The following is a 26,651-nucleotide window of genomic DNA, read 5'->3' as shown; positions in this document are numbered from 1 at the left end:
GAACGTCAGCAAACAATGAGCATCTTACGGCTTCAGTACCTCGGTGCCGACGAACGGGACCAGTGCCTCCGGCACGCGCACCGAACCGTCGGCCTGCTGGTGGTTCTCCAGGATCGCCACGATCCAGCGTGTGGTGGCCAGCGTGCCGTTCAACGTGGCCGCCACCTGCGCCTTGCCGTTCTCGTCGCGGTAGCGCACCGAGAGCCTGCGCGCCTGGAAGGTGGTGCAGTTCGAGGTGGAGGTGAGTTCGCGGTAGGTCTGCTGAGTGGGCACCCAGGCCTCGCAGTCGAACTTGCGCGCCGCCGAGCTACCCAGGTCGCCACCCGCCACGTCGATCACCCGGTAGGGCACCTCGATGGCGGCCAGCATCTCGCGCTCCCAGGCCAGCAGCCGCTGATGCTCGGCATCGGCCTGGTCAGGGGTGGTGTAGACGAACATCTCGACCTTGTCGAACTGATGCACGCGGATGATGCCGCGGGTGTCCTTGCCGTAGCTACCGGCCTCGCGGCGGAAGCACGACGACCAGCCCGCGTACCGTTTCGGGCCCGCGCCGAGGTCGAGGATCTCCCCCGAGTGGTAGCCGGCCAGCGGCACCTCCGAGGTACCGACGAGGTAGAGGTCGTCTTCTTCGAGGTGGTAGACCTCGGCCGAATGCTGGCCGAGGAATCCGGTACCGGCCATGATCTCCGGGCGCACGAGCACCGGCGGGATCATCATGGTGAAGCCGTTGGCGACGGCCTTCTGCGCGGCCAGCTGCAACAGGCCCATCTGCAGCAAGGCGCCGTAGCCGGTGAGGAAATAGAACCGCGAGCCCGACACCTTCGCGCCGCGCTCCATGTCGATGATGTGCAGCGACTCGCCGAGCTCGAGGTGATCCTTGGGCTCGAAGTCGAAAACCGGTGGGGTGCCGACGGTTTCGAGTACGACATAGTCGTCCTCGCCGCCCGCGGGCGCACCGTCCTGGACGATATTGGAGATGGCGCGCTGCGCGGCGTCGAGTTCGGCGTCGGCGGCGCCCTCGGCGAGTTCGGCCTCTTTGACCTTGGCGGACATGTCGGTGGCGGCGGCCAGCAGCGCGGGGCGCTCCTCTTTGCTCGCCTTGCCGATCACCTTGCCCATGGCCTTGTGCTCGGCGCGCAGGTTGTCGGCGGTGGCCACGGCGGCCCGACGCGCGGCGTCGGCTTCGAGCAGGGCGTCGACGAGCGCGGGGTCCTCGCCGCGGGTCCGCTGCGAGGCACGGACGGCTTCCGGGTTCTCGCGCAGGAATCGGAGGTCGATCATGAGGAAACAGCCTAGTTGAAGTGCCAATCGGGCAGCACAGGGGCATAGTTGCGGTGTGAGTACCTCTTTCGACACCGCTGTCATCGATACCGCGCTCGCCGATCTCACCCAAGGGGAAAAGACCTGGGCCGCGACGGACCTGCGTCGCCGCCGCGAACTGCTCGACGAACTGCACGCGCTCACCGCCCGCGACGCCGAGGCCTGGGTCGCCGCCGCCCGCACCATCAAGAAACTCGACGCCGACAGCCCGCTGCTCGGCGAGGAGTGGATGTCGGGCCCGATGACGATGCTCGCCGGTGCGCAGGCGCTGAGCGAGTCGATGGCCGCTCTCGAAAAGGGCACGAGCCCGCTCGACGGTGTCGAACTCGTCACCGCCCCCGGCGGTCGGGTAGCGGTGCCCGCGCTGCCCCACGGCATCTACGACAAGCTGCTGCTGAGCGGATTCAGCGCCGATGTGTGGCTCAAGCCCGGTGTCGACGCCGCGACCGCGCGTCGCAAGGCGGGCCTCGCCCAGCGCGATCCCGCGAAGACCAACGGTGTCGGCGCGGTGCTCGGCGCGGGCAACATCATGTCGATCGCGCCGCTGGACACCCTCTACGAGCTCTACGCCAACAACCGCGTCGTCGCGCTCAAGCTCAACCCGATCACCGATCCGCTGCTGCCGGTGTTCCAGGCGATCTTCGCGCCGTTCATCGAGCTCGGCGTGGTGCGCATCCTCACCGGCGGGGCCCCCGAGGGCGGCTACCTGGTGAACCATCCGCTGGTCGCGCACGTGCACATGACCGGCGGCGCACCGACCCACGACGCGATCGTGTGGGGGCCGGGCGCCGCCAAGACCGGCGAGCCCATCCTGGACAAGCCGATCACCAGCGAACTCGGCGGTGTCGCGCCGTGCATCGTGGTTCCCGGCGACTGGGCCGCCGCCGATCTGAAGTTCCAGGCCGAGCACGTGGCCACCCAGCGCCTGCACAACGGCGGCTACAACTGTGTCGCCGCGCAGACCGTGGTGCTCGCCGCGGACTGGCCGCTCAAGGAGCAGTTCCTCACCGAACTGCGCGCCGCGATCGACAACGCTCCCGCGCGCACCGCCTACTACCCGGGCAGCGACAACCGCGTGGCGGGCGCACTCGAGTCCTACCCCGACGCCGCCCGCGCCAACGGACGCCTGCTGGTCGAGAACCTGCCCGCCGGCGACACTCCCCTGCTGCGCACCGAGTACTTCTCGCCCGTTCTCGGCGTGGTCGAACTGCCCGGCGCCGGGGCCGAATTCCTCAGCAACGCGGTCGATTTCGCCAATGACGAGCTGATGGGCACCCTGGGCGCCAACATCATCGCCGACCCCGCGACGATCACCGCGCTCGGCGCGGAACTCGACACCGCGATCGAGAACCTGCGTTACGGCACCGTCGCCCTCAACGCCTGGACCGGTCTCGCGTTCCTGACCCCGCGCGCCAGCTGGGGCGCCTACCCCGGCCACACCCTCGACGACATCCAGAGCGGCATCGGCGTCGTACACAACGCCTTCCTCCTCGACGACGTCGAGCGCACCGTGGTCCGCGGCCCCTTCCGCCCCGCTCCGCGCTCGATTCTGCGCGGCGAATTCGCCCTCACCCCGAAGCCGCCGTGGTTCGTCTCGAACAAGACCGGCACCGCCACCGGACGCAAACTGACCGATTTCTACGGCGACGGCAAATTGCGCCGCATACCGGGCATCTTCGTGTCAGCTCTGCGGGGCTGACCCGGTAGTCCGCCAGGACAAATACACTCGTCGACGATGTCGAAGAAGCAGAGCAACCCAGCCGAGGGACCCGCCGCGCCCAGTCGCGGCGGCGCCCTGCACCTGTCCGCGACGAAACTGCGTTGGGGGCTGCTGATAGCCGCCCTCGGGGCGGTCATCGCGGCCATGGTCACCATGACCGTGACAGGCTTCGACACCGACAAGGTGGAAGCGCACCAGCCAGGTGCCGAACCGGTGGTGCGCGACAAAGAGTTCAGCAGCGCGGCCCAGGGCGACTGCCTGACCTGGTCGAGACCCGACCGTAGCGATCTGGTGAAGGTGGGCTGCGGCGACAAGCACTTGTTCGAAGTGGCGGGCGTCATCGATCTCAGCGCCTATCCCGGGCGTGAGTTCGCCGACGGCACCCGTCACCCCGACTCGCTGCGCATGACCGAATTGCGGGACGAACACTGCGTGACCGCGGTCCAGAAGTATCTGGGCGGGCGATTCGATCCGCGCGGCAAGTTCATGGTGAATGTGATGTCGCCGAGCCCGGCCGGTTGGCAGCACGGCGACCGGACGCTGCGCTGCGGTGTCCAGGTCGCCGCCACCGCCACGAGCCCGGCTACCACCGGCAGCCTGGCCGACAGCGATCAGTCCAAGATCCATGCCACCGGTACCTGCCTCGGCATCAATCAGAATCTGCCGACCGACCCGATCGATTGCGCCCAGCCGCACTCGGTGGAGATCGTCGGCACCGTCGACCTGTCCACCGCCTTCACCGGCGGGCCGCCGTCGGAAGCCGATCAGGACAAGTTCGTGGAGGCCGAATGCAATCGGCTCTCCGGCGACTACCTCGGCAGCCCCGACGCGATCCGCAACAAGACGCTGACCCTGTTCTTCGACTATCTGGAGCCCGCCAGTTGGCTCGCGGGCAGCCACAAACTGGACTGCTGGCTCGGAAAAGGTGCCGACCGTGAGGGTTTCGCGCCCATCGTCGGCTCGGCTCGCGGCGAGATCCTGATCGACGGCCAGGCCCCGGTGCCCCCGCCGAACAGCGGACGCTCCACTCCGGCCCCGCTGCCGGGCGCCGCGCCACTGCCACCGCAGCCCCAGCCGAGGTGACGTTGTCCGAGCGGATGCCGGAGTGGCGTTTCGAGGAGTTGGTGAGCGATGCCCTCGACCAGATCCCGACGGAGCTGTCCAGTGCCATAGACAATGTTGTGGTGCTGGTGGAGCCCCGAAACGACGAGGAACCGTCGCTGCTGGGGCTGTACCACGGGATCGCCCTCACCGAGCGCGACAGCTATTACGCCGGATCGTTGCCGGATACCATCACGATCTATCGAGAAGCTATTCTCGACATCTGCAACACCGACGACGAGGTGGTCGAAGAAGTCGCGATCACCGTGATCCATGAAATAGCACACCATTTCGGGATTGACGACGACCGGTTGCATGAGCTGGGATGGGGTTAGCGAAACTGGGTGGGGAATCGATGGAACCGAATGACCCGCTCTCGCGTCCTAGTACTCGTAGGGGGAATTCTCGTGGTTCCCGATAGCCGCCACCAGAAGGAGTCGGGTCATGGTTGGACACGTTCTCGTTGCACCTGAAATCGTCCTCGCCGCGTCCGCGGAGTTGGATCTGCTCGCCGAGCGCCTCGCCATCGCGGCCGGGCTCGCCGGCCCGACCACGCATGTGCTGCCCTCCGGCGCCGAAGAGGTGTCGCTGCTCGCGGCGGGCCACTTCAACACCGCAGCGGGCAAGCACGACGGTTCGGTCGCCCAGGCGATCCTCGAGCTGCATCACGCGGCCGCGACCTTGCGCTCGCAGCTGACCACTCATATCGGGGAAGACGTGGTCCGCGGGGCGACGATCAACGCCATCCAGGTGTAGTCGCACCGATCCTGTCGACGATCATTTACTCAGGGGAGAAACAAGCATGACCGCAGGGATCACCGGGGTGTTCTGGCTGCCTCGTATGGCCGAAGTGAACTCGACCACCCTCAATTCGGGCGCACACGCGATCCCGATCAGCGCCGCAGCCACCTCGTGGGGCGGGCTGGCCGCCGCGTGGGGCGACGCCGCCTTCACGATCACGCGCGTCATCGCGGAGGTCGGTGTCGGCCTCCAGGGCGTCAACGGTATCGCCGTGCTCGCCCGTTTGGCCCCGTTCGCGGGCTGGGCCAGCCAGCAAGGCATCGCGGCGGCGGCGATCAGTGCCAAGTGCGCGGCCAACGCCACCGCCTACACCGTCGCCTCGATCGCGATGCCGAGCCTGCCCGAGATCATCGCCACCAACGGCGCGGTGGCCGCCTCGGCCAACCCGCCCGGTGTCGTCTCCGGCGCCTTCGAGGTCGCCGAGGTCGCGCGCCACGCCATGGACATCCGCGCCGCGTTGGTGATGGAGACCTACGAGGCCGCGACGTCGGCCACCGTCGCCGTCCCCAGCGAGTTCACCATGCCGCCCGCCATCGCCAGCGGTGCGGGCTCCGCCGGTGAGGGCGACTTCGGTGGTGGCGATCCGCTGCAAACCGCAGTCGCCGCTGCGCAGGCCTTCGTTTCCAACCCCGGTGTGGTCAGCGCGGCCACCCAGGCGGCCAACACCGCGGGCGGCGTGCTCACCAGCGGTGTCAGCACGGTCGGCAATATCGGCGCTTCCGCGATCTCGGCGGCTACGGCCACCGCGCCCGCGAGTGCCGCCGTCGCTCCTGCCATGGCGAGTGTCGGTGCCGCCGGTGCCGCGGTCGGTGGCATGGCCACTACGTCGGCCGGCCTCGGTGGCATCAGCGCGGGCTCGCTGAAACTGCCCGAGGGCTGGGGTGCGCCCGCGGCGAGCGCGTCCGCGAGTGCGCCGGTCTCGGAATCGATCGTCAACCGGGTCGAGAGCGCACCCGTGCGCAATACCGGCAGCGGCGGCAACCCGCTGATGGGCAACCGGCAGAAGGGCGAGGAAGACGACGAGCACGATGGCGTCGACTACGTGCGCTCCGACGAGTTCACCGATGGTCGCTACGCGGCCGAAGGTGTGATCGGCGCCGACCTCACCGGATCGGCCAAGTGACGGTTCTCGGCACGGGCAGCGGAGGTTCGCTGCTCGGCGCCGTCGTGCTCTCGCTCGACGACATGCAGTTCCTCCTGGAGAAACTGGAGTTCGACGAGATGCCCGTGGTGCTCGACGCCATGGGCCGCTATGACAACGTCACCGCGCACGACGCCGCCATGAACGTGGCACAGTCCGCCCTGGCCGAACGCGAGCTGCTGTTCGGCCAGGTGGTGGCACCCGAGCTCGCCGAACGGCTGCGGGTGCTCTACCGGCCGCAGTGGATCATCGCGCTGCGGTGGGTGGTGGCAGGCCAGGTCAACCGATTCTGCCTGGCGCAGGGCGACGACCGTGCGGTCGTCGCCCTGCGCGGGCCGGAGTCCTACGTCATCGACGACGCCGGTCTCGATCTGCCCGGCGCGGTGCTGCAGGCGCTCGGGCCGGTCGAAGCGCTCGAGCTGTACGGGATGAACGCTCCCACCGAACAATTGGCGCCGATCTTCGGCGACACCGGTGACGCGGCCGCCACCACGCAGCGCCTGATCAAGGTGGGCAATCCGACCACCGATGCCCAGGTACTGGCTTCGGCGCTGGTGGAGATCCACTCCTACGCCGAGATCGTCGGCGTGGCCTACGGTGACGGCACCCGCGAGATCCAGGACAACCACATCGCCGTCTTCAACACGCGCGCAGGCAGATTCATCATCACCGCCAGCGTCGCCGACGACGGCGTGAAATGGTCGTCCATCGCCAGCGGCACGAACGCCCGCCTACGCACCGCGGTAGCCGACCTCATCGAGTCCCTCCCGGTCCGCACCGAATTCCCTACCGCGGCAGCCAGTAACCCGGCGTAAGCCCACCCCACCGCAACCGGCCCCACCAACGCCCCCACAACTCAACCGCAAACCGGAGGCGCAGCCGGAGCGTTTAACCCATGGGGTCGTCGGCTGACGGGTCGGCCTGAATGGTGAACGGTGGGGTGAACTTGCCCCACCGTAGGCATTCCCAGCCGCCGTCTTCGGTGGGGAGCAGTTCGATGGTCTCGGTGTTGTCGAGGTGGTTGTTCGTCGTGAACGGCGGCGCCACCCCGGCCAGCGCCTTACCGATCAGGCGCATGGCGGCACCGTGGTTCACCACCACCACGTCACCGTCGGCGTCGTCGGTCAGGAACTCCTCGCGCAGACCGTCGAGGACAGGCAGCATGCGGGCCAGCACTTCGTGGCCGGATTCGCCGCCGGGGGCTCTGGCATCGAGTTCGCCGAGGTGCCAGCCGCGATAGATCTGCTGGAAGAGTTCGTGCGCTTCCCGGTCGGAGCGGCCGTGCAGCTCGCCCACCTGCACCTCGTAGAGGCCGTCGAGGACGTATGCCGGTGTGCCGGTGGCCTCTTCGATGTGGCTTGCGGTCTGACGGGCACGGAGCGCATCCGACGACACCAGCACCTGGGGCGCTCGCTCGAGCCCGGCGCCGAACGCTTTCGCTTGCGCCACACCACGTTCGGTCAACGGCAGCCCAGGCACCGCGGTGTCGAGGATCTTCGCGACATTGCCCTCGGTCTCGCCGTGGCGCACCAGAATCAGTTTCGCGCGGGTAGTCATAGGTCCGCGACCCCCTTTCGCAATTGCGTCAACCATTCTGCGGCCGGTTCGTCCGACGGCGGCGGTGTGCCGACTGCCGCTGTCGCGGGCCAAGATCCGAGGAAGCGGACCTGGGTGGTGCGGTGCAGGGCTTTCAGTGTTTCCGCCACCGCCGGGTCGTCGATGTGTCCGACACAGTCGAGATAGAACCGGTAGGTGCCCATGCCGGTGCGGGTCGGGCGCGATTCGATGCGGGTGAGATCGACTCCACGCGTAGCGAATTCGGCGAACGCGCGCATCAGCGAACCGGGCTCGTTGGGCAGTTCGAGCACCACGGAGGTCCGGTCGGCGCCGGTGGCGCCCGGTGCGACGCCCGGGTGGGTGACCAGGACGAAGCGGGTGATGGCCTGGTCGTGATCGGCCACGCCGCTCGCCAGCGTCACCAGGCCGAGTCGTTCACCCGCCAGCGCGGTAGAGATCGCGGCGTCGGCGGTTCCGGCTGCCACGTCTTCGGCGGCGGCCGCGTTGGATGCCGAGGTGAACGGTCGCGCATCGGGCATAGTGCGCGCCACCCATTCCCTGACCTGCGCCGCCGCCACCGGGTAGGCGGCCAGGGTGCGCACGTCGGCCAGCGCGGTTCCGGCACGCGCCAGGATCGTGAAGGTCACCTCGAGCTCGGTCTCGGCCATGATCTGCAAACGCGGTCCGATGGCGAGGGAATCCAGGGTCGCCGGGATCGAGCCCTCCACCGAACTCTCGATCGGCACCACCGCGCCGTCGACCTGTCCGGTCCGGATCAGGTCGAGCGCTGCCCCTTGGCTCGGCGCGGCGACCCGCTCGACCGGCCCGTCGAAGGACCCCGAGTTCTCGAACTTCGCCAGAGCCATCTCGGTGAAGGTCCCGGACGGTCCGAAATACGCAATACGCGGCACACTGCAACTTTAGCGGTGTTTGTTAGAGCGCTGGCGCGCTCGAGGCGGGGCCCTTCGGGCCCCTGATCTTCCCTCCCTCCGGGTACTCCTTCGTCGCACCCTCCACTCAGTCCAGATCAGGGCGGGCCCCGCCCTTGGAAGGGACATATCAGGATTACCCGACCCAGCGGGGTTAGTGGCCTAGTACGCGCAGCGCTTCGGTGATTGCCTGTTCGTTGGGGGTTTCGATGGCGAGGAGGACGGTGCGGGTGGCCTCGATCGCGGCGGGCTTCAGTGACTTCAGGAAGGCGAGGTCGGGGGTGGTGAGGGCGGTGGGGATGTCTTCGCCGCAGAGGGCCGCGACGGTGCCTGCGACCACGGCGAGGGCCCGGGGGCCGCTGGCGGTGCGGGCGGTGAAGCCGTGGTCGGCGTGGGCGATGCCGGCCAGGAAGGCGGTGAGGTCGTAGTCGGGGATGTCGACGTCGACGGGGGCGGGGGAACTGCCGTCGGGGCGGACCAGGTCGGCCACGAGGCTGCGGCGGGCGGGGGCCGACAGGTTCAGCAGGACGGGGGCGGCGGGGGCGGAATGGTCGTCGCCGTGGTCGTCGTGCGTCATCCGTCCACCGTATCGGCTCGATTCATCGGGGTGTCCTCTTGCGCGGCGGGCGTTTGTAACTTAGCTTAGGTTTACCTAATCAAACGTTCGCGGAGGTTGTCATGTCGAGCCCCACCACGATCCTCGCGCCGACCACCGCCGAGCGGGTGCGAAGTGCGTGCGCTCACGCCGAGACAGCGGTGCTCGCGCTCCCCGGGATCGACCCGGTTCCCACCACGCTGCACCACCTGCGCCGTTGCGGCGACGCGGTGATCGCGGTGCCAGGGTCCTCACTCGCGGCCGCGCTGGCCGCCACGGCCAACGAGACCTCCGCGGTCCTCGAACTCACCGATCACGCGCCGCTGCCGCTGCGTGAGCCGGTCAGGGCGCTGGTGTGGTTGCGCGGCTGGGTGCGACAGGTGCCCGAGCAGGCACAGCGCGCGCTCGCCGTCGAAATCGCCAAGGACTTCCCGCATCCGGGCCTGCTCGATGTCGGCCACGGCGTCACGCTGCTGCGGATCGTGGTGAACTCGGCGGTACTGGCCGACACCGCGGGCGCTGAATCCGTCGACCACGCCGACCTGCGCGCCGCCACTGCCGACCCGTTCTGCGAGCTGGAAAGCGCCTGGCTGCAACACATGTCCGAGGATCACGCCGACGTGGTGGCCCAGCTGGCCCGCCACCTGCCGACCCGGCTGCGGGGCGGCCTCGTGCACCCCCTCGCCATCGACCGCTACGGCCTGACCCTGCGAGTCGAGAGCAACGACGGCGACCACGACGTCCGTTTGCCCTTCCCCACCCCCGCCGACGACATCGAATCGCTGAGCCGTGCGGTCCGAGTCCTGGCGGGCTGCCCGTTCCTGAACGGCCTGCGCCGCATCTGAACTCACCCGCGAAGAGCTGTCGCGCGCAGACTGGTGAATGTCCAGCTGGGCTGTGACGGGTAGACAGTTCCGCACTCGCGAGCTGCGTCTCACTTCGTGCCGCGGCGCCCGCCGCGAGCCGATTCCGCCGTGTTCGCTGCTTACACTGCGCGGCATGCGCGTCGATCCTCCGGATACCCAGCTGAGCGAGCGGGACAGGTTCGGGCTGCGAGTCGAGATCACGATCGTTCTGCTCGTGACCTTCGGGTTGAGTGGGATCAGTGCCGCACTTTCCCTGCTGGATTCGGCGCTGTCGCCGGGTGGGGTCGGTGGGCGGACCGTGGCGTTGAACGCGTCGCGGTCGAACAATTCATTCCTCGATCTGCTGTTCCAGCTCGTCGGGATAACCCGGCTGATGGCGTGGGCGGCGTTGGCGCTGTACCTGTTGTGGCGCAGCGGGATCGGGCCACGGATGATCGGGTTGGCCCGGATTCGGCGTCGCGACATCGTGGCAGGTCTCGCGCTCGCCGCGGTGATCGGGCTGCCGGGGCTCGCGCTGTATCTGGTCGCGCACGCGATGGGGGTGAGCGTCACCATCGTGCCGAGTTCGCTGTCGGAACACTGGTGGCGGCTGCCGGTCCTGATCTTGTCGGCCTGTGCGAATTCCGTCGCCGAGGAAGTGGTGGTGGTGGGCTATCTGATCACCCGGCTGCGCAGGCTCGGCTGGTCGGAGAACTCGTCGCTGGCCGCGTCGGCGCTGCTGCGCGGCAGCTATCACCTGTACCAGGGGATCGGCGGCGGGCTGGGCAATATCGTGATGGGCCTGATCTTCGGCCGATACTGGCAGCGAACCAACCGCCTGTGGCCGCTGATCCTGGCCCACGCGACGATCGACGCTGTCGCCTACCTGGGCTACAACGTCCTGCGCGGGCGCGTCGGCTGGCTGCCATGATCACCCGTTCACACCAGCAACGCGTCTATGCCTTTCGTGAGGTGGCGCCGGCGTGCCCGCTCACTGATGCGAACGGCGTGTCGCGGCGAGTTTCACCACATCACCGCGTTTCGCGCTAACAGTGGCCCTCGCGCGGTATATCCCAGTAGTAACCGAGCGCGCGGAAACCGACTCGCGCTCCCCACGATCAGTAGAGTTTGACGGTGATGAACGGCGACGACCCCCGCGAGGACCCCCGTAGACGCCGGGTGCCGCCGACGTCCGGCCGCCCCGGCGGTCCCTCGGTGCCCCCACAAGGTCGTTCCCTGCCCCCGCAGGGTCGCGCGATGCCCCCGGATCCGCGCCACGGCCGCCCGCCCGGCAACGACCGGCGCCCGCAGCCCGAGGACGGGCCGACGGTTCGCTACAACCCGGCGCCTCGGCGCGGCGCGTCACACATCGAACCCACCCAGGTGATGCACCGCGGCAACTCCGGTGACCAGCCGCTGGCCTATTCGCAGCTGCCTTACGAGCGCGAGAAGCCACGTCAGCCACCACCGCCGCCGCCGCGACCACGTCGTGAGCAGGTCACACACGCGCCGACCCAGCGGCCGGTGCCCCATCACGACGCCCTCCCGCCCCGGCGCACTCCCCCGCCGGTCATCGGGGGCAGGCAACCGCAGCCGCCCCGGCGCAGGCGCAAACGTCATCCGTTCCGGTGGCTGATGGTGATCATCGTGCTGTTGATCGCCGGCCTGATCGCCGCGGTCGTGCACCTGGACAACTCACTCACCCGCATCACCGCGCTGCCCTCCTACAGCGACCGGGTGAAAAATACCCCCGGCACCAACTGGCTGCTGGTCGGCTCCGACGGCCGCGGTGACCTCTCCACCGAGCAGGAACAGGAACTCGCGACCGGCGGCGACACCGGACCCGAACGCACCGACACGATCATGATGGTGCACATTCCGTCCTCCGGCGCGACCACCATGGTCAGCCTCCCGCGCGACTCCTACGTGAACATCCCCGGCCACGGCAAGGACAAGCTGAACGCGTCGTTCGCGATCGGTGGCGCGTCGCTGCTGGTCCAAACGGTGGAGGAAGCGACGGGCGTACGGATCGACCACTACGCGCAGATCGGCTTCGGTGGTTTCGCCAGCGTCGTCGACGCGTTGGGTGGGCTCGAGATGTGCCTGGACGAACCGATCGTCGACCCGCTGGCCGGGCTCGACCTGCCCGCGGGCTGCCAGGAACTGTCCGGCCCGCAAGCACTCGGTTTCGTGCGCACCAGGGCCACCCCGAACGCCGATGTCGACCGGATGAACCATCAGCGGATGTTCATGGCGGCGCTGTTGAAGAAGGCCACGAGCATGGGCACCCTCACGAATCCGTTCTCGTTGTGGCCCATGGCAACCGGGGTCGCCGGGTCGCTGAAGGTCGACGACGGAGACCACATCTGGAACCTGGCGGCACTCGGCTGGGCGATGCGCGGCGACACCGTGACCACCAGCGTTCCGATCGGCGGGTTCGACGACACCGACGTGGGCAACGTGTTGCTCTGGGACAAGTCGAAGGCCTCTGGTTTCTTCGAGGCGCTCGCCACCGATCAGCAGATCCCGGAGGAGCTGCTCACGCGGTAACGTCGAGGTATGCCCGAGAACCTGTCGTTCACCGAACTCCTCCGTGACCAGGTCAGAGCCGGTCTGACCGCGGCGCATCAATATCTGGCCGCCGCCGTCTATTTCGACGCGCTGGATTTACCCGAACTGGCCGCGCAAACCTACGCGCGTTCGACGTCGAATCACGGGCACGCGATGCGCATGGTGCAGTACCTGCTCGACCGCGATGTGCCGGTCGCGATCGGCGGGCTCGACGAGGTTCGCTCGGAATTCGACTCCCCGCGCGCCGCGATCGCCTTTCTGCTCGACCGCGAACGGGCCACCACCGCGCAGGTCAGCGCTCTCGCCGCGGCCGCGCGCGAAAGCAATGATTTCCTCGGCGAACAGTTCATGCAGTGGTTCCTCGGCGAGCAGGTCGACGATGTCGCCGCGATGACCACGCTGCTGACCGTGCTCGACCGGCAGGACAACCTGTTCGACGTCGAGGAATTCATCCGCCGTGAACTGCGCGGGACGGTGCGAATCGATACCACCGCACCCCGAATGGCAGGCGCGACTTAGGAAATACTTGGTTAGGGAACACTGTCCTCAATAAGGCTGCACTTGGATGACAACCCCTATGACCAGCATTAATGTGGCGGCCATGTCGATTCATCCGGAAGCCCCGCGAAGCAAGTTCCACACTCTGCTCCAAGATCAAATCCGGCATGAGTTCAATGCCGAGCACCAGTACATCGCGATCGCTGTGTGGTTCGACAACCATGACCTGCCGCAGCTGGCCAAGCGTTTCTACGCCCAGTCGGTGGAAGAGCGAAATCACGCGATGATGATCGTGCAGTACTTCGTCGACCGCGACATCTCCGTTGAGATCTCGGGCATCGACGCGGCGAAGTCGAAGTTCGAGTCCGCCCGCGAGCCGATCGAACTGGCGTTGACCCAGGAGAAGACGGTCACCGATCAGATCGTGCAGCTGGCGAGCACCGCCCGTGAAGAGGGCGATTACCTCGGCGAGCAGTTCATGCAGTGGTTCCTGAAGGAACAGGTCGAAGAAGTGGCGCACATGACGACGCTGCTCAATATCGCCGATCGCGCCGGGTCGAACCTGTTCGACCTGGAGGAGTTCATGTGGCGTGAGCTGAGCACCCCGAAGGATGCCGCTGGGGCACCGTCGGTCGCGGGCGGCAGCGTCTAGCTCGAACGCAATAAGGATTCGGCTCGCGGGCAGCGAGCCGAATCCTTTGTGCGCGTTTACCAGCCGGAGCCGGAGCCACCCGAGCCGGTGTTGGCCAGCACGGTACCGATCAAGATCTGCGCGAGACCGGCGATAGATCCGAGAAATTCCACGATGCCTCTTACTTTCCTCATCACCGATTGTCCGGTTCAGTCGTGAACCTAGCGGACCGAATCTGTGAAAGAGACATGTTTCATTAAGTTCAGCGCAGGGTGACCTGACGCGAACGCAGACCATCGCGCGAACGACGTTCTTCGCTGGTCATGGGCGCGTCGGACGCCAGCGCTTCGGCCAGACGAGCACCGAATTCACGCGCCGGAGCTTCCCATTCGGCCGGGTGCCGCTCGGGATCGAGGTCGAATACCGGCACCAGCAGGCCGTGCGTGCGGAACGAACCGGCGAAGCGCGAACCCTCACCGAGGTGCAGGCCACCGGTGGCGTGCACGCGAGCCAGGGCCAGCATCAGCGCGTCTTCGTCCTCGGGACGCACCCAGCGCACATGCGCCTTGTCGCCCGCGTCGACCCACCAGGCCGCGCCGACGGAATCCGGGCCGAGGTCGAGGCGCGCCGACGGCATGATGGCCTGCTTGGCCTGCTCGATCGTCGCCGCCACCTGCGGATCCGGGGTGACGCCCTCGGGCACCCACCAGTCGAAGTCCTGGTGCACGGTGAGCTCGAGGTCGGCGCCGGGATCGATGACATCGGCAAGGCGCGGACCACCGTCGACGGCGTCGGCGGAGTTCATCGACTCGCCGGGCTCGGCCGACTGGGTCCACAGGATCGCCGCCGCGATATCGGCCGACGGGTCGTCGCCGCGGAACTGCATCTGCGTGCCGACGAAGCCGACCGGCTCGTCGCCTGCGCGAACCAGCGCGGCCACCGCGCCGGGCAGCACCGTCGCCAGGGTGACCTCACGCTGCGCGGCCACACCGGGCGCGAGCTTCAAGGTCGCGGTCGCCGACGGCACGAACTCCCGCAGCGCCACCAGATCACATTCGGCGGCAAGACCCTCGAACGGCCGTGTCACGGCCGCGGATGCCTGCTCCTGCGCCGCACGCCGCTGCGCGAGACGCTGAGCCCGATTACTGTCGGGCTTCGGACTGTTCCGCTTGCTTTTACCCACGCGTGGAGTTTATGGCCGAGCGGCAAGTTCGCTTACCGCGCCCCCTGCCCACGCCCGCCGTGTCCGGTGCGGGCGATCAGACTCCGGCCAGTAGCGCCTTCGTGCGGCCCGGGTGGTTGGTCGCGACCCAGCTGACGCCGAGGTCGGCGCACAACGTCACGTCTTCGGGCTCGTCCACGGTCCAGCAGTAGGTGGCCCGGCCCGCCGCGGCGGCCTTGTCGACGAGTTCGGGATGCTCGCGCAGCGTCTTCACCGAAGGGCCGACCGCGGTCGCGCCGACCGTGGTGGCCGCGCCTCCGCCGAGAAACCGCGACGATTCGCCGAGCAGCACCGTCGGCAACAGTGGTGCGGCACGGCGGATCCGCCAGACCGCGGTCGCCGCGAACGACATCACCACCGCGCGGGAATGATCGGCCGAAGCGGGCGTGGCGATGCCGAAACGCTGTAGTTCGGCGAGCACCTTGTTCTCCACCAGGGCGCCGTAGCGCACCGGGTGCTTGGTCTCGATGAACAGTTTCGTCGGACGGGTGCGCCAGTCGAGGACGAGGCCGATCAGATCGCTCAGCGCGAGCACACCCTGCGGCTCGTCGTCGGTGCCGAAGTTCATGTCGCGCAACTCGTCCAGCGTCAGTTCACTGACCAGGCCGATGGCATCGGCGGTGCGGTCGACGGTGCGGTCGTGTACGCAGACCAGGTGGCCGTCACGGGTGAGCCGGACGTCGCATTCGACACCGTCGGCGCCCTCCTGCAGCGCTAGTTCGTACGCGGCGAGGGTGTGCTCGGGTCGTGCCGCCGACGCACCACGATGCGCCACCACGAAGGGTGGGCGATTGCTCTGGCTCACTTGGCCACGACCTCCTCCTGCGTATTCTCGCCTGTCCGGACAGAATCCGCGCGTTCGGCCTCATCGTGCCCGACGTCATCGCGGGCCGCGACATCGCGCGCCGCGACAGCGCCCGGCTCGACCGGCGCGATGACGACCTCGGCGGGATCGGCCGCCATCACCCAACGGTGCGCCGACCTGACTTCCCCGCGCAGATCACGGCCCTCCAGCGTGCGCACCATCCACAACGTCAGGACCGCGAACCCGGCCGCGCACAGGTTGGTGAAACCGGTGAAGGAGACACCGTCGGCCTCGGCCTGCAGGGTCGACGCGTCGCGCCACAGCGTCGCCGCGATCAGCAGCAGCCCGCTGAATGCCCAAGCGGCCCACCAGATCCGCACCGCCCGCCGCGAACGCGGATCGGAGTCGGCTCCGAGCAGTTCGGTGAGGAACACGCCGGGCCAGATCAGATTGACTCCCGGCACAAGGCATCCCGCGGTCAGCGTCCACCGTTTGCGCGGGTCACGCCTGCCGTAGGCGGTGAACACGATCGTGCGCGCTTCGATCAGCCAGGCGACCAGCGACACGGCCGTCACCAGCGCACAGAGGGGCGCGATGACGCCGAACACCAGCACCGTCGCGTCGGAGATCGACAGCAGCCAGCCGGGGATGAGCCGGGCGCGATTCTGCAACAGGATCAGGTAGCGGCCGTATTCGGCGAGGCCGGCCAGCAGGAACGCGATCGCGGTCGCGACCAGCAGCCGATCGCGATGGACGGCGAGGCCGCGCAGGGGGCGCTCGGGCGGGCGGGCCGCGGACGGCGGCGGATCGAGTAGGCCCCAGCGCGGGGTCTCGGTGTAGTGCGGGGTCGGCCCGAGCGGGGCAGCGGTGGTCGCGCTCGCCTTACGGGTGCGATGGTCGGGTCGACGCGCGACCCAGCGATAGTTGCGCTGGGTGGCCGGTGCGTCGACGCTGCCGGGCGAGAGCAGCACCCCTCGGCAGCGCGGGCACCAGTGCATCGGCGCGCCCTGCACAGCCCACCGCGCACCACAGCGTGCACATGGTTGCACCACCGAACTCACCCGCGCACCCCGCTTCCGGACTAGTAGATCTTGGCTTCGTGGTCGCCGTCGGCGACCACCGGGCGGCCGGTCTGCTGCCAGGCCACCATGCCCCCCGCGACATTGACCGCTTCGTACCCGATGTGGGCGAGATACTTGACGACCTCGATGGACCTGCCGCCCTGTCTGCACACGACGTAGAGCTCGGCATCGATATCGAGCTCCTCGAGGCGGGCAGGCACGTCGGCCATCGGGATGTGGACCGCGCCCGGCGCGTGGCCGAGGTTCCATTCGTCGGGTTCGCGCACGTCGAGCAGCTGCGCGCCCGGCGCCGGGTCCGCGTCATCGAACGCGGCGGGTACCGCACCCACCGGCACCGTGGGGACATCGGAGCTCGTCACGCCTCGATCCTGCCATGCCGCACGGATCGCCGGGCGAGGCTGTGCGAGGACGGCGCGATCCGCGAGCCCCAGCTATCGGTCAGCACACATCCAACGGGAACCGGCTGCCGACGACGCCGACAGCCGGGTGAAACCAGCCGGGAACAACCGATCCGGGACTCCCCTCCATGTCATCCCGGAGCGGTCGTTCGCCGCTGACGTCGGGATTCATGGAGTGTGTTCTGTCCCGACATCTACTTGGACGCAAGCGGGACCGATTCGGTTCCATAAAAACGAGAACACTAGAGAAAATCTTAAATCCTGGGATCTGGGCGGCCAGATCGGTAACCTGGGCGCATGAACGTGAGCAGGGGGCTACTCGACAGTTTCGACATCAACGGCTTGAATACCGCTTTGTCCGAATCCACGTGTCTAGGGGTAGAAGTGGATGCCGCGGCAGGCAGGCTGCAACTCGCTCTGGAGGTGCTGACGCTACCCACGGATGGACCCGCGCCGATCGACACGAAAGTCCTGCTCACCTTCACCGGAGTCACCCGCGTCGCGGCCTCCCTGCGCATCCAGCGCTGGGACGATGTCGATGCCCGCGTGCTTCCCCTGACCCTCGACCAGCTCGACGAGGCCATCGAGAGCTTCGGCGGCGGCGGGCTGCACGGGTGGGAGTTCATCGACCTCGACGACAGCGGGTGGACGCTGTGGAGTGAGTTGCTCAGCTTCGACACCGTGCTCGATCAGCGCATCGCCGCGCATGTCATCGAGTTCTCCCAGGAGGAGGGCATCGACCCGCGCGAACTCGACGTCCGCGTGTGGTTCGACAAGATCTCGGTCACCGACACCACGGGCCGCGAGATTCCGATGAACGAATTCATCGACGGTGGGCAGCGCTGGTGGGACGCGCATGCCACCGGCGATGCCAGGACCACCAAGGCCGACATCGCACCGCCGCTGTAGTTTTGGAGCGCTGACGCGCTCGAGCGGGCTTCGAGCCCCGCCGGTAGAGACATACGGGGAATCGGGGGCACGGTTCGCGGGTTGCACGGGGCGGGTGTACGAATGATGGTTGGTGTTGTCGTCCGAACTGGGCGCACACAGCCCGACACACGGAAAGGGACATCGTGGCCGTCTACACGCTGCCGGAACTGGATTACGACTTCGGCGCACTGGAGCCTCACATCTCCGGTGAGATCAACGAGATCCACTACACCAAGCACCACGCTGCCTACGTCGCAGGCGCCAACAAGGCGCTCGAGCAGCTCGAGGAAGCTCGCGAATCCGGCGACCTGGCTGCCATCCTGCTGCTGGAGAAGAACCTGGCCTTCCACCTGGGTGGCCACTACAACCACTCCGTTTGGTGGAAGAACCTTTCCCCCAACGGCGGCGACCAGCCGGATGGCGACCTGGCCGCGGCCATCGCCGACCAGTTCGGTTCGTTCGACAAGTTCCGCGCGCAGTTCACCGCTGCCGCCAACGGCCTGCAGGGCTCCGGCTGGGCCGTCCTGGGTTACGACACCCTCGGCCAGAAGCTGCTGACCTTCCAGCTGTACGACCAGCAGGCCAACGTGCCCACCGGCATCATCCCGCTGCTGCAGGTCGACATGTGGGAGCACGCCTTCTACCTGCAGTACAAGAACGTCAAGGCCGACTACGTGACTGCGTTCTGGAACGTCGTCAACTGGGCCGACGTGCAGGACCGCTTCGCTCGGGCCGTCGGCCAGGGCAAGGGCCTGATCTTCGGGTAGGTAACTTCACGCGCGAAAGACCTCCCAGTCATTCACTGGGGGGTCTTTTGCGTAGATTGCCCGTTCTGGCACTCACTGGTACTTGTGTGCCAGATGGGTTAGGGGCTATTCCTGTCATATACGGGCACAGTCGCCCCCGTTAGTCGGGAGGCCATCATGAACACACAGGGTCCGATCGGGATCACGCCGTTTCAGGCGCGCGGTCGACTACGGGGCTTCGTGGTTTCGGGGCGGTGGCCGGATACCACCAAGGAATGGGCGCAGGTACTGGTGCTGGCCGTGCGGGTCGCGTCGATGCCAGGGCTGCTGGTGACCACCACGGTGTTCGGGGTGCGCGAAGAGCTGCCCGACGATCCGGAACCCGGCACAGTGGGGCTGGTGATGGCGGAGGGCCCGGTGCTCGGCGACGAGGCGATCGAACCCGGCCGGTTCGCCACACACGTGCCGCCCGCGCTGCTGATGTTGCATCCGCCCTCGGAGACCCGTCCGTCGCTGCCCGAATGCGCGGGCGCGGCCTCGGGCTGCGTACTGCTGCCCGGCGTGCCGCACCTCGGTTTGGAGCATCGCGCGGCGTGGGCAGAGGCCGAACTCGACGGCACGATCACCTCACTGGTGAGCCGGGTCGGAATGGATCTGATCAGCGATCCCGACACCGCCGTGCTCGCAATGCTGCTGGCGTCCTGAGGCTTTCGACCGTGACGGTCGGGCGAACGCCTGGCAACGGGTCTGCGTGGTGCTGAAATCAGGGAAACCGAACTATCGCTGCCGCACACCCAAACTTATTGTGCCCATTGAGATTTGGATTACCAGCGCTTGGCATACCGGGAGCAATCGGGCTAGAGTGGTGGACAGCGAAGGGGAGTAGCCCGCAATCGCCCAGTCGACATACTGATCGCCCGCCGAATTCGGCGCGGTCCGGCTGCGCGAACCGGTGACCACCGGTGGGCGAGACCTTCGGCCACGAACCGATCCGTCGACCGGTGCGGCTGAAGGCGCACCCGTCTTTCAGCCACAGGCCGGAGTATTTTCCTGGGAGCTGACCTCATGATCGCCACGATCCTGCTGAGCTTCGGCGTGCTGTTCCTCGCCGAACTCGGCGACAAATCGCAACTCATGGCGCTCACCTTCTCGCTGCGCTACCGCTGGTGGGTGGTACTGGCAGGCATCAGCGTCGCCAGCGTGGCCGTGAACCTCATCGCCGCCGGCGTCGGCCATTTCCTCGGCACCGCGCTCCCCGCGGACGCCATCGCCGTCATCACCGCGCTCACCCTGCTCGTGGTCGGCCTCTGGACGCTGCGCGACGCGCTCACCAGCGACGACGACTCCGAAGAAGCTCCCGCGCCGTCGAGCGCCCGCAATGCCTTTCTCGTGGTGATCTCCGCCTTCACCCTCGCCGAACTCGGCGACCGCACCATGTTCGCCGCCGCCGCCCTCGCCTCCAACAACAACTGGCTGGCCGTTTGGATCGGGTCGGTCGCCGGCATGGTCGCCGCGGGCGCGCTGGCGATCCTGGTCGGCAAGATCGCGGGCAAGCACCTGCCCGAGCGCGGCATCGCCATCGCATCGGGCCTGCTGTTCCTGTTCTTCGCCGCGAAGACCGTGCTCGACGCGTTCGTGCCCGGCCTCGGCGGTTGGGCGTCGGCCGGGCTGGCGCTGCTCGCCCCCGCACTGACCGGTCTCGGCGTCGGGGTGTGGCGCGCCTCGCGGCGGACGACGCCCGACCCGACGCAGATGGTGGCGCGCTGACTCAGTGGGCGAAGGCGTTGCCGTAGAGCGTGCCGGAGCGTTCGGCCAAGGCGATCAGCTGGTCTTTGATGCCGCGCAGACTTTCCGGGTCGTCGGCGGCGATTCGGCCGGTGACCATCGCGCCGATGGCGGCGGCCAGGGTCGCGCAGGCGAACTGCTGATCTTCGGATTCGGCGCCGAGCATGGTGGCCACCACCTCGACGAAACGATGCTGCAAGTCCATGCGCGCCTCGATGGCCGACGGGCCGACCGCGTAGACCTCCACCAGGAACAGACGGGCCGAGGCGGGGTCGTCGATCATGTGGTCGAAGTAGGTGGTGAGGATGCGGTCCATCCTGGTGAGCGCGTCGGTGTCGACACAGTCGGCGATCACCGCCTGGAGCTTCTCGGCCAGGGAGTTCGACACCCGATCGAAGGCCGCGTTGAAGCAGTCCTCTTTCGAGCGGAACAGCTCGTAGAACGTTTCCCGTGAAACCCCCGCCCGCTTGAGCACCGCCGCGACCGGCGTGCCGACGTAGCCGCCCACGGTCATCGCCTCGCCCATCGCCACGAGAATGCGCTCACGCTGAGAGGCGACGACTTCTTCGCGCGAGAGGTGGTGGCGTCCACGCGGAAGTTGTTGCCGCAGTGTCGAATCGTTCATGATTGCCGTTCCATTCTGCGGGGTCGGGCGGGCTGTTCGGTGGTGAAGGGGACCTCTTCGGTGCGGGCGATGTCGATGGCGCGGGCCAGGCGGTCGCCTTGCACCCGCTGCACGACCAGTTGGGCCAGCAGCCGAAACGGCCGGACCAACGCTACCCACCAGGGTGAGACAACGGTCTTCCGTCGTCGCGCGATGGCTCGTTCCATCGCTTCGACCGCGGGGCCGACCGGCGAGCTGCCGGTCAGGCTGGTCTCCCTCAGCACGGTGCGCGCGGCGACTGTCCCGAATCCGCGCACCGTCATGTCGGTGTCGATCCCGGCGAAATAGCTCACCCCCACCTTCGCCCCGGTGGACCGCAGTTCCGCGCGCAGCGTGGCGCCGAGCGAGGCCACCGCCGCTGCCGAGGCGCTGTAGGCCCCGCCGAGCGGCAACTGCACGGCGGTGGAGATCGACGACATCATCAGCACATACCCGCCCGGATGCGAAAGATGCGCACCCGCCGCCGACACCGTGTAGGCGACCCCGAGCACGTTCACCGCGAGGGTCTCCTCGAGCACCGACGGATCCCCGCCGATCATCGCCATCTGCTTGGCGACCCCCGCGTTGGCCACCAGCACATCGAGCCCGCCGAGTTCGGCGACCAACGCCTCGACCACCCGCTCGACCTGCCCCCGATCGGCCACATCGCAATACCGCCACGGCACACCACCGCATTCGGCGGCCACTTCGGCCAGCAGTTCCGGTTCGAGCCCGAGCAGAGCCACATGGGCCCCGTGAGCGGCCAATCTCCGAGCCAGCGCGGCACCGATCCCGCGTGCGGCCCCGGTGATCAGGACCTTGCGTCCGGCCACGGAAGGACCGGCGAACGATCTCATGACGGCACGCTACCACTGGTAAACACCGGTGTTCACGACGATTTCCACACCGCCCGATATGGGTGTTCCAGACCACACCCGTCACACGCTAAGGTGCCCTTATTGGCAACCGGCACAATAAGCCGCGACCCATAGAGTTCTAGGCGTACCCCGCCTCGTAGGGGGTGCGACGAAGGAGCACGTTCTCGGCGCGCCTCCGCCTCTGGACTGACCGAAGGGTGCGACGAAGGAGTACCCGTAGGGAGGGAAGAGGCGGAGTCAAGCGCCGAGAACAGCGGCACCAGCCGCAAAATAAACACAGAGAGGACCATCAGTGGAGATTTCGGGTTCCGCCGCCATTGTCACCGGAGGCGCGTCCGGCCTCGGTGCCGCCACCGCCAAGCGTCTCGCCGACGCGGGCGCCACCGTCTTCGGCCTGGATGTCCCCCAGTCCATCGAGCGCGCGGGCGACAACGTCCCCGCAGGCGTCACCCTGATCGCGGCCGACGTGACCAGCGGTGACGAGGTCGCCGCCGCGATCGCTCAGATCGCAGAGGGCCCGGCGCCGCTGCGCATCGTGGTCAACTGTGCCGGCGTCGGCTGGGCGGGTCGCATCCTGTCCAAGAACGGCCCGCACGACCTGGAGCTGTTCCGCACCGTCATCACCGTGAACCTGCTCGGCACGTTCAATGTGATGCGTCTGGCCGCCGACGTCATCGCCAAGACCGAACCGGTCGACGAGTACGGCCAGCGCGGCGTGGTCATCAACACCGCCTCGGTCGCGGCCTTCGAAGGCCAGGTCGGCCAGATCGCGTACTCCGCGTCCAAGGGCGGCGTCCACGGCATGACCGTCCCCGCCGCCCGCGACCTCGCCCAGTTCGGCATCCGCGTCAACACCATCGCCCCCGGCATCATCGACACCCCGATGCTCGCCGGCGTCACCCCCGAGTACCGCGCGGGCCTCGAAGCCGGCGTCCCGTTCCCCTCCCGCCTCGGCCGCCCGGACGAGTACGCCCAGCTCGTCGAGTACATCGCGAGCCACGACTACCTCAACGGCGAGACCATCCGCATGGATGGCGCGCTGCGCATGGCACCGCGCTAGAAATCTGCTGATCATCGGCGCCTGGCCTGTACCGGCCAGGCGCCGTTCGTTTTTCCGGGTGAGGGTGCCCCGGTCAGTCGTCGGCGTGGTCGTCGAGTTCGCGCTGAAGGTCGGTGTTGATGCGCTGCGCCTCGGCGAGCTGATCCTCGAGGATCACGATCCGGCACGATGACTCGAGTGCGTTGCCCGCATCGACGAGTTCACGCACGCGCGCGGCGATGCGCAATTGGTAGCGCGAGTAGCGGCGGTGCCCGCCCGCCGAGCGCTGTGGGGTCAGTAGCCGCGCGGCGTCGAGGCCGCGCAGGAACGCCTGGGTGACGCCGAGTATCTCCGCGGCGCGTCCCATGCTGTAGGCGGGGTAGGTGTCGTCATCGAGCTTGTCCGCCGCGCTGGGACCGTCGGCGGGATTGATGTTCGGGTGCTGCACGAGGCCTCTCGGATTCAACGCCGGAAGGCCCCGGCGCACTGGGCGCCGGGGCCGTAATTCGACTGAGGGAATGGATTCACTTGCCTTCACCGGCCGCGGGGGCCGATCTGAGACACCGCATCCGACAACTCCCGGGATGCGGGACATGTAAATGGCTTATCAGTGGCCACCACCTCCTGGATCGTCGGTTATACCTGCGGTTTTCACTTGCTACTTCACTTGCCTTGCTTCTTCGCCCACTCCGGCGGTCCGGCCTGCTGCACCGGATTCTCTTCTCCGCCGGAAGGGACGGTCGAACTTGCCGTTCCGGGCAGTTCACCTGCCCGGCCATCTGATTTCTTAACAGGAACGAGAGCGACTATATACCCCCGAACCCGAGAATGTCTACACCCGACACGACAGATTTGCTCCACCCGCGGTGATGGCAGGATGACCTGCGGTTACACGGGGCGGGTGAAGGTGACCAGGGCGCGGCCAGGGCCGTTGTAGTCGGGGACGGGGCCGGCGACGGTGAAGCCGAGGCTGCGGTGGAAGTCGATGCTGGTGTAGTTGGCGGGGGACGTTATCGCGGTGACGATGGTGCGATTGTCGGAGCGGGCGATGGTGAAGAAGGCTTCGTAGAGGGTTCTGCCCAGTCCTGCTTTGCGGGCGTCGGGACGGACCGCGACGAAGTGGATGTAGGCCGTGTACGGGTCAGAGGGTGAGCCGAAACCCACCAGGAAGCCGGAGATTCCGTTGTCGTCGGAGGCGATGAGACTGGTGCGGTGGAAGTGGTCGAGGAACATGCGCGGAAGGTTGTGCACGGCTGCCCGGCCCCACCAGTTGTCGACTACACCGATGACGGTGTCGTAGTCGTCGGGCCTCGCTCGACGAATTTCGTGCCCCACCATGACTCCATGGTGCCCCGACGTGGCTTGTCAGCACCAGAATTGCGGTGAACAAAACTGCCCGCCACCGAAACCGGTAGCGGGCAGTCCACAGAGCAGGTGATCTCAGACCGTGCGGGTGAGCCGTTCGGTGAGCAACTGGGCGAAGCGGGCGGGGTCCTTGAGTTCGCCGCCCTCGGCGAGAACCGCTGTGCCGTAGAGGAGTTCGGCGGTCTCGGCGAGCTCGGGAACCTTGCCTTCGTCGGCGTCGGACTTGCGCGCGTCGTAGGCGTCGCGCAGGCCGGTGACCAGCGGGTGGGTGGGGTTGAGCTCGAGAATCCGCTTGGACTCCGGCAGCGCCTGACCCGACGCGCGGTACATGCGCTCGAGCATGGGGGTGAAGTCGTAGACGTCACCGACCAGGCAGGCGGGCGAGGTGGTGAGGCGGTTGGTGAGGCGGACCTCCTTGGCGACATCGGTCAAAGTGCCACCGAGCCAACCGAGTAGGTCGCCGAAGTCCTTGTCCTGCTGTTCGCGCAGGGCTTCGGTTTCCTTCTTCTCGTCCTCGGTTTCCAGGTCTACCTCGCCCTTGGCGATGGACTGGAAACTCTTGCCCTGGAATTCGGGCACCGAGCCGACCCACATCTCGTCGACGGGATCTGTGAGGATCAGCACCTCGCGCCCCTTGGCCGTGAAGGCTTCCAAGTGCGGCGAATTCTCCACCTGCGCACGGCTTTCGCCGGTCATGTAGTAGATCGAGTCCTGGCCGTCCTTCATCCGCTCCACGTACTGCGCGAGCGTGGTGAGCTCGGACTCCGAGGCGGTGGAGGCGAAAGAGGAGATAGTGAGCAAGGTTTCGCGGTTGTCGGTATCGGAGAGCAAGCCCTCCTTGATGACGCGGCCGAACTGCGACCAGAACGTCTGGTACCTGGTCTGATCCTCGGCGCCCTGCATGTCCTTGACCGTGGACAGCACCTTCTTCACCAGGCGCTTGCGGATCATCTGGATCTGGCGGTCCTGCTGCAGGATCTCACGCGAGACGTTGAGCGAAAGGTCCTGCGCGTCAACCACTCCCTTGACGAAGCGCAAGTACTCCGGCATCAGTTCTTCGCAATTGTCCATGATGAACACGCGACGCACGTAGAGCTGCACACCGCGCTTGTGCTCACGGGTGAACAGGTCGAACGGCGCGATCGAGGGAATGAACAGCAGCGCTTGGTATTCGAAGGTGCCCTCGGCCTTCATCGGGATGATCTCGAGCGGATCGTCCCAGGCGTGCGAGACGTGGTGGTAGAACTCCTTGTATTCCTCCTCGCTCACCTCGCTGCGCGGGCGCGTCCACAAAGCCTTCTGCGAGTTGAGGATCTGGTCCTCGACGATGGTCTTGTCGACCTTGTCCTCGCCCTCCCCCTCGGTCACCGTGCGCTCGACCTGCATGCGGATCGGCCAGGCGATGAAGTCGGAGTACTTGCGGACGATCTCGCGCAGCTTCCATTCCTGCGTGTAATCGAAGAGGTGATCGTCTTCGTCGGCGGGCTTGAGCTCGAGGGTCACCGAGGTGCCCTGCGGTACGTCGGCGACGGTGTCGATGGAGTAGGTGGAGCTGCCCGCGGCGGCTTCCCAGCGGGTGCCTTCGGTCTCGCCCGCCTTGCGGGTGGTGAGCACGACCTTGTCGGCGACCATGAAGGTGGAATAGAAGCCGATGCCGAACTGGCCGATCAGCTCCTCGGCGGCGGCGTCGGACTTGGCCTCGGTCAGCTTGCGGCGCAGGTCGGCGGTGCCGGATTTGGCGAGGGTGCCGATCAGGTCGATCACTTCGGCGCGGGACATGCCGATGCCGTTGTCGCGCACCGTCAGGACACGCTTGTCCTGGTCGACCTCCAGCTCGACGTGCAGGTCGGAGGTGTCGGCGCCCAGGTCTTTGTCCTGGTAGGCGGCAAGTTTGAGCTTGTCCAGTGCGTCGGAAGCGTTCGAGATCAGCTCCCGCAGGAAGGTGTCTTTGTTGGAGTAGACCGAGTGGATCATCAGCTCGAGGAGCTGGTGGGTTTCGGCCTGGAACTCGAGGGTTTCGACGTGCTGCTCAGTCACGCCCCCGATGGT

General features: G+C 67.3%; 29 protein-coding genes. 16 read left to right on the top strand and 13 right to left on the bottom strand.

The features are described 5' to 3' along the window. Positions 1 to 24: 24 nt before the first annotated feature. A complete protein-coding gene (serS, locus tag IBJ82_RS07975; RefSeq protein WP_194825349.1) occupies positions 25 to 1,281 on the bottom strand; it encodes a serine--tRNA ligase in 1,257 nt (418 codons plus the stop codon). A gap of 55 nt (positions 1,282 to 1,336) precedes the next feature. Here serS and IBJ82_RS07970 point away from each other — a divergent pair, with 55 nt between their 5' ends. The 6 genes from IBJ82_RS07970 (at position 1,337) to IBJ82_RS07945 (ending at position 6,898) form a co-directional block, all read left to right on the top strand. Continuing rightward, the gene (locus IBJ82_RS07970) at positions 1,337 to 3,019 is read left to right on the top strand and encodes an aldehyde dehydrogenase family protein (protein WP_194825348.1); all 1,683 of its coding nucleotides are present in this window, start codon (positions 1,337 to 1,339) and stop codon (positions 3,017 to 3,019) included. A 36-nt stretch (positions 3,020 to 3,055) separates the two neighbouring features. Continuing rightward, the gene (locus tag IBJ82_RS07965) at positions 3,056 to 4,123 is read left to right on the top strand and encodes a septum formation family protein (RefSeq protein WP_194825347.1); all 1,068 of its coding nucleotides are present in this window, start codon (positions 3,056 to 3,058) and stop codon (positions 4,121 to 4,123) included. Between the two features lie 14 nt (positions 4,124 to 4,137). After that, positions 4,138 to 4,476, top strand: coding sequence for a metallopeptidase family protein (locus IBJ82_RS07960; protein ID WP_194826155.1), 339 nt, complete (start codon positions 4,138 to 4,140; stop codon positions 4,474 to 4,476). A 109-nt stretch (positions 4,477 to 4,585) separates the two neighbouring features. Continuing rightward, positions 4,586 to 4,897 carry a PE family protein gene (locus tag IBJ82_RS07955; RefSeq protein WP_194825346.1) on the top strand — a complete coding sequence of 104 codons (312 nt, stop codon included), beginning with the start codon at positions 4,586 to 4,588 and terminating at the stop codon, positions 4,895 to 4,897. Positions 4,898 to 4,943: 46 nt separating this feature from the next. Next, on the top strand, positions 4,944 to 6,065 hold the full coding sequence (locus tag IBJ82_RS07950) for a PPE domain-containing protein (RefSeq protein WP_194825345.1): 1,122 nt from the start codon (positions 4,944 to 4,946) through the stop codon (positions 6,063 to 6,065). Then, complete coding sequence (locus IBJ82_RS07945) at positions 6,062 to 6,898, top strand: ESX secretion-associated protein EspG (RefSeq protein WP_194825344.1); 837 nt, start codon at positions 6,062 to 6,064, stop codon at positions 6,896 to 6,898. The genes IBJ82_RS07950 and IBJ82_RS07945 overlap by 4 nt, the downstream gene beginning before the upstream one ends. A 73-nt stretch (positions 6,899 to 6,971) precedes the next feature. Here the strand turns inward: IBJ82_RS07945 and IBJ82_RS07940 are convergent, their stop codons facing one another. From IBJ82_RS07940 to IBJ82_RS07930, 3 genes are all read right to left on the bottom strand, one after another. After that, entirely contained in the window at positions 6,972 to 7,640 is a 669-nt protein-coding gene (locus tag IBJ82_RS07940) for a histidine phosphatase family protein (RefSeq protein ID WP_194825343.1), read from the bottom strand. Further along, entirely contained in the window at positions 7,637 to 8,551 is a 915-nt protein-coding gene (gene pheA, locus IBJ82_RS07935) for a prephenate dehydratase (protein ID WP_194825342.1), read from the bottom strand. The genes IBJ82_RS07940 and pheA overlap by 4 nt, the downstream gene beginning before the upstream one ends. Before the next feature lie 172 nt (positions 8,552 to 8,723). Next, positions 8,724 to 9,146 (bottom strand): hypothetical protein, encoded by a 423-nt coding sequence (locus IBJ82_RS07930; RefSeq protein WP_194825341.1) that lies wholly within the window; start codon positions 9,144 to 9,146, stop codon positions 8,724 to 8,726. Positions 9,147 to 9,247: 101 nt separating this feature from the next. Between IBJ82_RS07930 and IBJ82_RS07925 the strand changes: the two genes are divergently transcribed. From IBJ82_RS07925 to IBJ82_RS07905, 5 genes are all read left to right on the top strand, one after another. Further along, positions 9,248 to 10,009, top strand: a complete 762-nt coding sequence (locus IBJ82_RS07925; protein WP_062991016.1) for a DUF2470 domain-containing protein — start codon at positions 9,248 to 9,250, stop codon at positions 10,007 to 10,009. A gap of 154 nt (positions 10,010 to 10,163) precedes the next feature. After that, positions 10,164 to 10,940 carry a CPBP family intramembrane glutamic endopeptidase gene (locus IBJ82_RS07920; RefSeq protein WP_194825340.1) on the top strand — a complete coding sequence of 259 codons (777 nt, stop codon included), beginning with the start codon at positions 10,164 to 10,166 and terminating at the stop codon, positions 10,938 to 10,940. Positions 10,941 to 11,146: 206 nt separating this feature from the next. Further along, on the top strand, positions 11,147 to 12,559 hold the full coding sequence (locus tag IBJ82_RS07915; RefSeq protein ID WP_194825339.1) for an LCP family protein: 1,413 nt from the start codon (positions 11,147 to 11,149) through the stop codon (positions 12,557 to 12,559). Positions 12,560 to 12,568: 9 nt separating this feature from the next. Next, entirely contained in the window at positions 12,569 to 13,099 is a 531-nt protein-coding gene (locus IBJ82_RS07910; protein WP_194825338.1) for a ferritin, read from the top strand. A gap of 82 nt (positions 13,100 to 13,181) precedes the next feature. Further along, the gene (locus tag IBJ82_RS07905) at positions 13,182 to 13,730 is read left to right on the top strand and encodes a ferritin (RefSeq protein WP_056822460.1); all 549 of its coding nucleotides are present in this window, start codon (positions 13,182 to 13,184) and stop codon (positions 13,728 to 13,730) included. A 241-nt stretch (positions 13,731 to 13,971) separates the two neighbouring features. Here the strand turns inward: IBJ82_RS07905 and IBJ82_RS07900 are convergent, their stop codons facing one another. From IBJ82_RS07900 to IBJ82_RS07885, 4 genes are all read right to left on the bottom strand, one after another. Next, positions 13,972 to 14,892 (bottom strand): DUF5926 family protein, encoded by a 921-nt coding sequence (locus IBJ82_RS07900; protein WP_194825337.1) that lies wholly within the window; start codon positions 14,890 to 14,892, stop codon positions 13,972 to 13,974. Positions 14,893 to 14,968: 76 nt separating this feature from the next. Then, entirely contained in the window at positions 14,969 to 15,736 is a 768-nt protein-coding gene (locus tag IBJ82_RS07895) for a glycerophosphodiester phosphodiesterase (protein WP_194825336.1), read from the bottom strand. Next, positions 15,733 to 16,734: a DUF4328 domain-containing protein gene (locus IBJ82_RS07890; protein ID WP_194825335.1), complete on the bottom strand. Its 1,002-nt coding sequence runs from the start codon at positions 16,732 to 16,734 to the stop codon at positions 15,733 to 15,735. The genes IBJ82_RS07895 and IBJ82_RS07890 overlap by 4 nt, the downstream gene beginning before the upstream one ends. An 83-nt stretch (positions 16,735 to 16,817) precedes the next feature. Next, positions 16,818 to 17,177 carry a rhodanese-like domain-containing protein gene (locus IBJ82_RS07885; RefSeq protein ID WP_194825334.1) on the bottom strand — a complete coding sequence of 120 codons (360 nt, stop codon included), beginning with the start codon at positions 17,175 to 17,177 and terminating at the stop codon, positions 16,818 to 16,820. 336 nt (positions 17,178 to 17,513) lie between these two features. On the opposite strand from IBJ82_RS07885, the gene IBJ82_RS07880 reads away from it, so the two are divergent. From IBJ82_RS07880 to IBJ82_RS07865, 4 genes are all read left to right on the top strand, one after another. Then, positions 17,514 to 18,125, top strand: a complete 612-nt coding sequence (locus IBJ82_RS07880) for a hypothetical protein (protein WP_194825333.1) — start codon at positions 17,514 to 17,516, stop codon at positions 18,123 to 18,125. Between the two features lie 164 nt (positions 18,126 to 18,289). Next, positions 18,290 to 18,913 (top strand): superoxide dismutase, encoded by a 624-nt coding sequence (locus tag IBJ82_RS07875; protein ID WP_194825332.1) that lies wholly within the window; start codon positions 18,290 to 18,292, stop codon positions 18,911 to 18,913. A 156-nt stretch (positions 18,914 to 19,069) separates the two neighbouring features. Further along, complete coding sequence (locus IBJ82_RS07870) at positions 19,070 to 19,597, top strand: peptidase (protein ID WP_194825331.1); 528 nt, start codon at positions 19,070 to 19,072, stop codon at positions 19,595 to 19,597. Between the two features lie 360 nt (positions 19,598 to 19,957). Next, entirely contained in the window at positions 19,958 to 20,659 is a 702-nt protein-coding gene (locus tag IBJ82_RS07865; RefSeq protein ID WP_194825330.1) for a TMEM165/GDT1 family protein, read from the top strand. A gap of 1 nt (position 20,660) precedes the next feature. Here the strand turns inward: IBJ82_RS07865 and IBJ82_RS07860 are convergent, their stop codons facing one another. Continuing rightward, on the bottom strand, positions 20,661 to 21,302 hold the full coding sequence (locus IBJ82_RS07860; protein ID WP_194825329.1) for a TetR/AcrR family transcriptional regulator: 642 nt from the start codon (positions 21,300 to 21,302) through the stop codon (positions 20,661 to 20,663). Further along, positions 21,299 to 22,177 carry an SDR family NAD(P)-dependent oxidoreductase gene (locus IBJ82_RS07855; RefSeq protein WP_194825328.1) on the bottom strand — a complete coding sequence of 293 codons (879 nt, stop codon included), beginning with the start codon at positions 22,175 to 22,177 and terminating at the stop codon, positions 21,299 to 21,301. The genes IBJ82_RS07860 and IBJ82_RS07855 overlap by 4 nt, the downstream gene beginning before the upstream one ends. 313 nt (positions 22,178 to 22,490) lie before the next feature. Here IBJ82_RS07855 and IBJ82_RS07850 point away from each other — a divergent pair, with 313 nt between their 5' ends. Continuing rightward, a complete protein-coding gene (locus tag IBJ82_RS07850; protein WP_194825327.1) occupies positions 22,491 to 23,258 on the top strand; it encodes an SDR family NAD(P)-dependent oxidoreductase in 768 nt (255 codons plus the stop codon). Positions 23,259 to 23,331: 73 nt separating this feature from the next. Here the strand turns inward: IBJ82_RS07850 and IBJ82_RS07845 are convergent, their stop codons facing one another. The 3 genes from IBJ82_RS07845 to htpG all read right to left on the bottom strand — a co-directional run bounded on the left by IBJ82_RS07845 (position 23,332) and on the right by htpG (position 26,639). Beyond that, positions 23,332 to 23,604, bottom strand: coding sequence for a MerR family transcriptional regulator (locus tag IBJ82_RS07845; protein WP_194826154.1), 273 nt, complete (start codon positions 23,602 to 23,604; stop codon positions 23,332 to 23,334). Between the two features lie 521 nt (positions 23,605 to 24,125). Beyond that, positions 24,126 to 24,575: a GNAT family N-acetyltransferase gene (locus IBJ82_RS07840; protein WP_056822489.1), complete on the bottom strand. Its 450-nt coding sequence runs from the start codon at positions 24,573 to 24,575 to the stop codon at positions 24,126 to 24,128. 102 nt (positions 24,576 to 24,677) lie between these two features. Next, the gene (gene htpG, locus IBJ82_RS07835) at positions 24,678 to 26,639 is read right to left on the bottom strand and encodes a molecular chaperone HtpG (protein ID WP_370585216.1); all 1,962 of its coding nucleotides are present in this window, start codon (positions 26,637 to 26,639) and stop codon (positions 24,678 to 24,680) included. Between the last annotated feature and the right edge of the window lie 12 nt (positions 26,640 to 26,651).

The sequence above is a fragment of the Nocardia sp. XZ_19_231 genome (genome assembly GCF_015355705.1).
Taxonomy (GTDB): domain Bacteria; phylum Actinomycetota; class Actinomycetes; order Mycobacteriales; family Mycobacteriaceae; genus Nocardia; species Nocardia salmonicida.
This window is presented reverse-complemented; position numbering and strand designations above follow the sequence as displayed.

Coding starts and splice junctions, on each gene's coding strand:
- IBJ82_RS07930 (WP_194825341.1), bottom strand. CDS start 9,146: ATGACGCACGACGACCACGGCGACGACCATTCCGCCCCCGCCGCCCCC.
- IBJ82_RS07865 (WP_194825330.1), top strand. CDS start 19,958: ATGATCGCCACGATCCTGCTGAGCTTCGGCGTGCTGTTCCTCGCCGAA.
- IBJ82_RS07955 (WP_194825346.1), top strand. CDS start 4,586: ATGGTTGGACACGTTCTCGTTGCACCTGAAATCGTCCTCGCCGCGTCC.
- IBJ82_RS07890 (WP_194825335.1), bottom strand. CDS start 16,734: ATGCACTGGTGCCCGCGCTGCCGAGGGGTGCTGCTCTCGCCCGGCAGC.
- IBJ82_RS07910 (WP_194825338.1), top strand. CDS start 12,569: ATGCCCGAGAACCTGTCGTTCACCGAACTCCTCCGTGACCAGGTCAGA.
- IBJ82_RS07950 (WP_194825345.1), top strand. CDS start 4,944: ATGACCGCAGGGATCACCGGGGTGTTCTGGCTGCCTCGTATGGCCGAA.
- IBJ82_RS07960 (WP_194826155.1), top strand. CDS start 4,138: ATGCCGGAGTGGCGTTTCGAGGAGTTGGTGAGCGATGCCCTCGACCAG.
- IBJ82_RS07855 (WP_194825328.1), bottom strand. CDS start 22,177: ATGAGATCGTTCGCCGGTCCTTCCGTGGCCGGACGCAAGGTCCTGATC.
- IBJ82_RS07925 (WP_062991016.1), top strand. CDS start 9,248: ATGTCGAGCCCCACCACGATCCTCGCGCCGACCACCGCCGAGCGGGTG.
- IBJ82_RS07920 (WP_194825340.1), top strand. CDS start 10,164: ATGCGCGTCGATCCTCCGGATACCCAGCTGAGCGAGCGGGACAGGTTC.
- IBJ82_RS07880 (WP_194825333.1), top strand. CDS start 17,514: ATGAACGTGAGCAGGGGGCTACTCGACAGTTTCGACATCAACGGCTTG.
- IBJ82_RS07845 (WP_194826154.1), bottom strand. CDS start 23,604: ATGGGACGCGCCGCGGAGATACTCGGCGTCACCCAGGCGTTCCTGCGC.
- IBJ82_RS07905 (WP_056822460.1), top strand. CDS start 13,182: ATGTCGATTCATCCGGAAGCCCCGCGAAGCAAGTTCCACACTCTGCTC.
- IBJ82_RS07840 (WP_056822489.1), bottom strand. CDS start 24,575: ATGGTGGGGCACGAAATTCGTCGAGCGAGGCCCGACGACTACGACACC.
- IBJ82_RS07965 (WP_194825347.1), top strand. CDS start 3,056: ATGTCGAAGAAGCAGAGCAACCCAGCCGAGGGACCCGCCGCGCCCAGT.
- IBJ82_RS07870 (WP_194825331.1), top strand. CDS start 19,070: ATGAACACACAGGGTCCGATCGGGATCACGCCGTTTCAGGCGCGCGGT.
- IBJ82_RS07915 (WP_194825339.1), top strand. CDS start 11,147: ATGAACGGCGACGACCCCCGCGAGGACCCCCGTAGACGCCGGGTGCCG.
- IBJ82_RS07860 (WP_194825329.1), bottom strand. CDS start 21,302: ATGAACGATTCGACACTGCGGCAACAACTTCCGCGTGGACGCCACCAC.
- serS (WP_194825349.1), bottom strand. CDS start 1,281: ATGATCGACCTCCGATTCCTGCGCGAGAACCCGGAAGCCGTCCGTGCC.
- IBJ82_RS07940 (WP_194825343.1), bottom strand. CDS start 7,640: ATGACTACCCGCGCGAAACTGATTCTGGTGCGCCACGGCGAGACCGAG.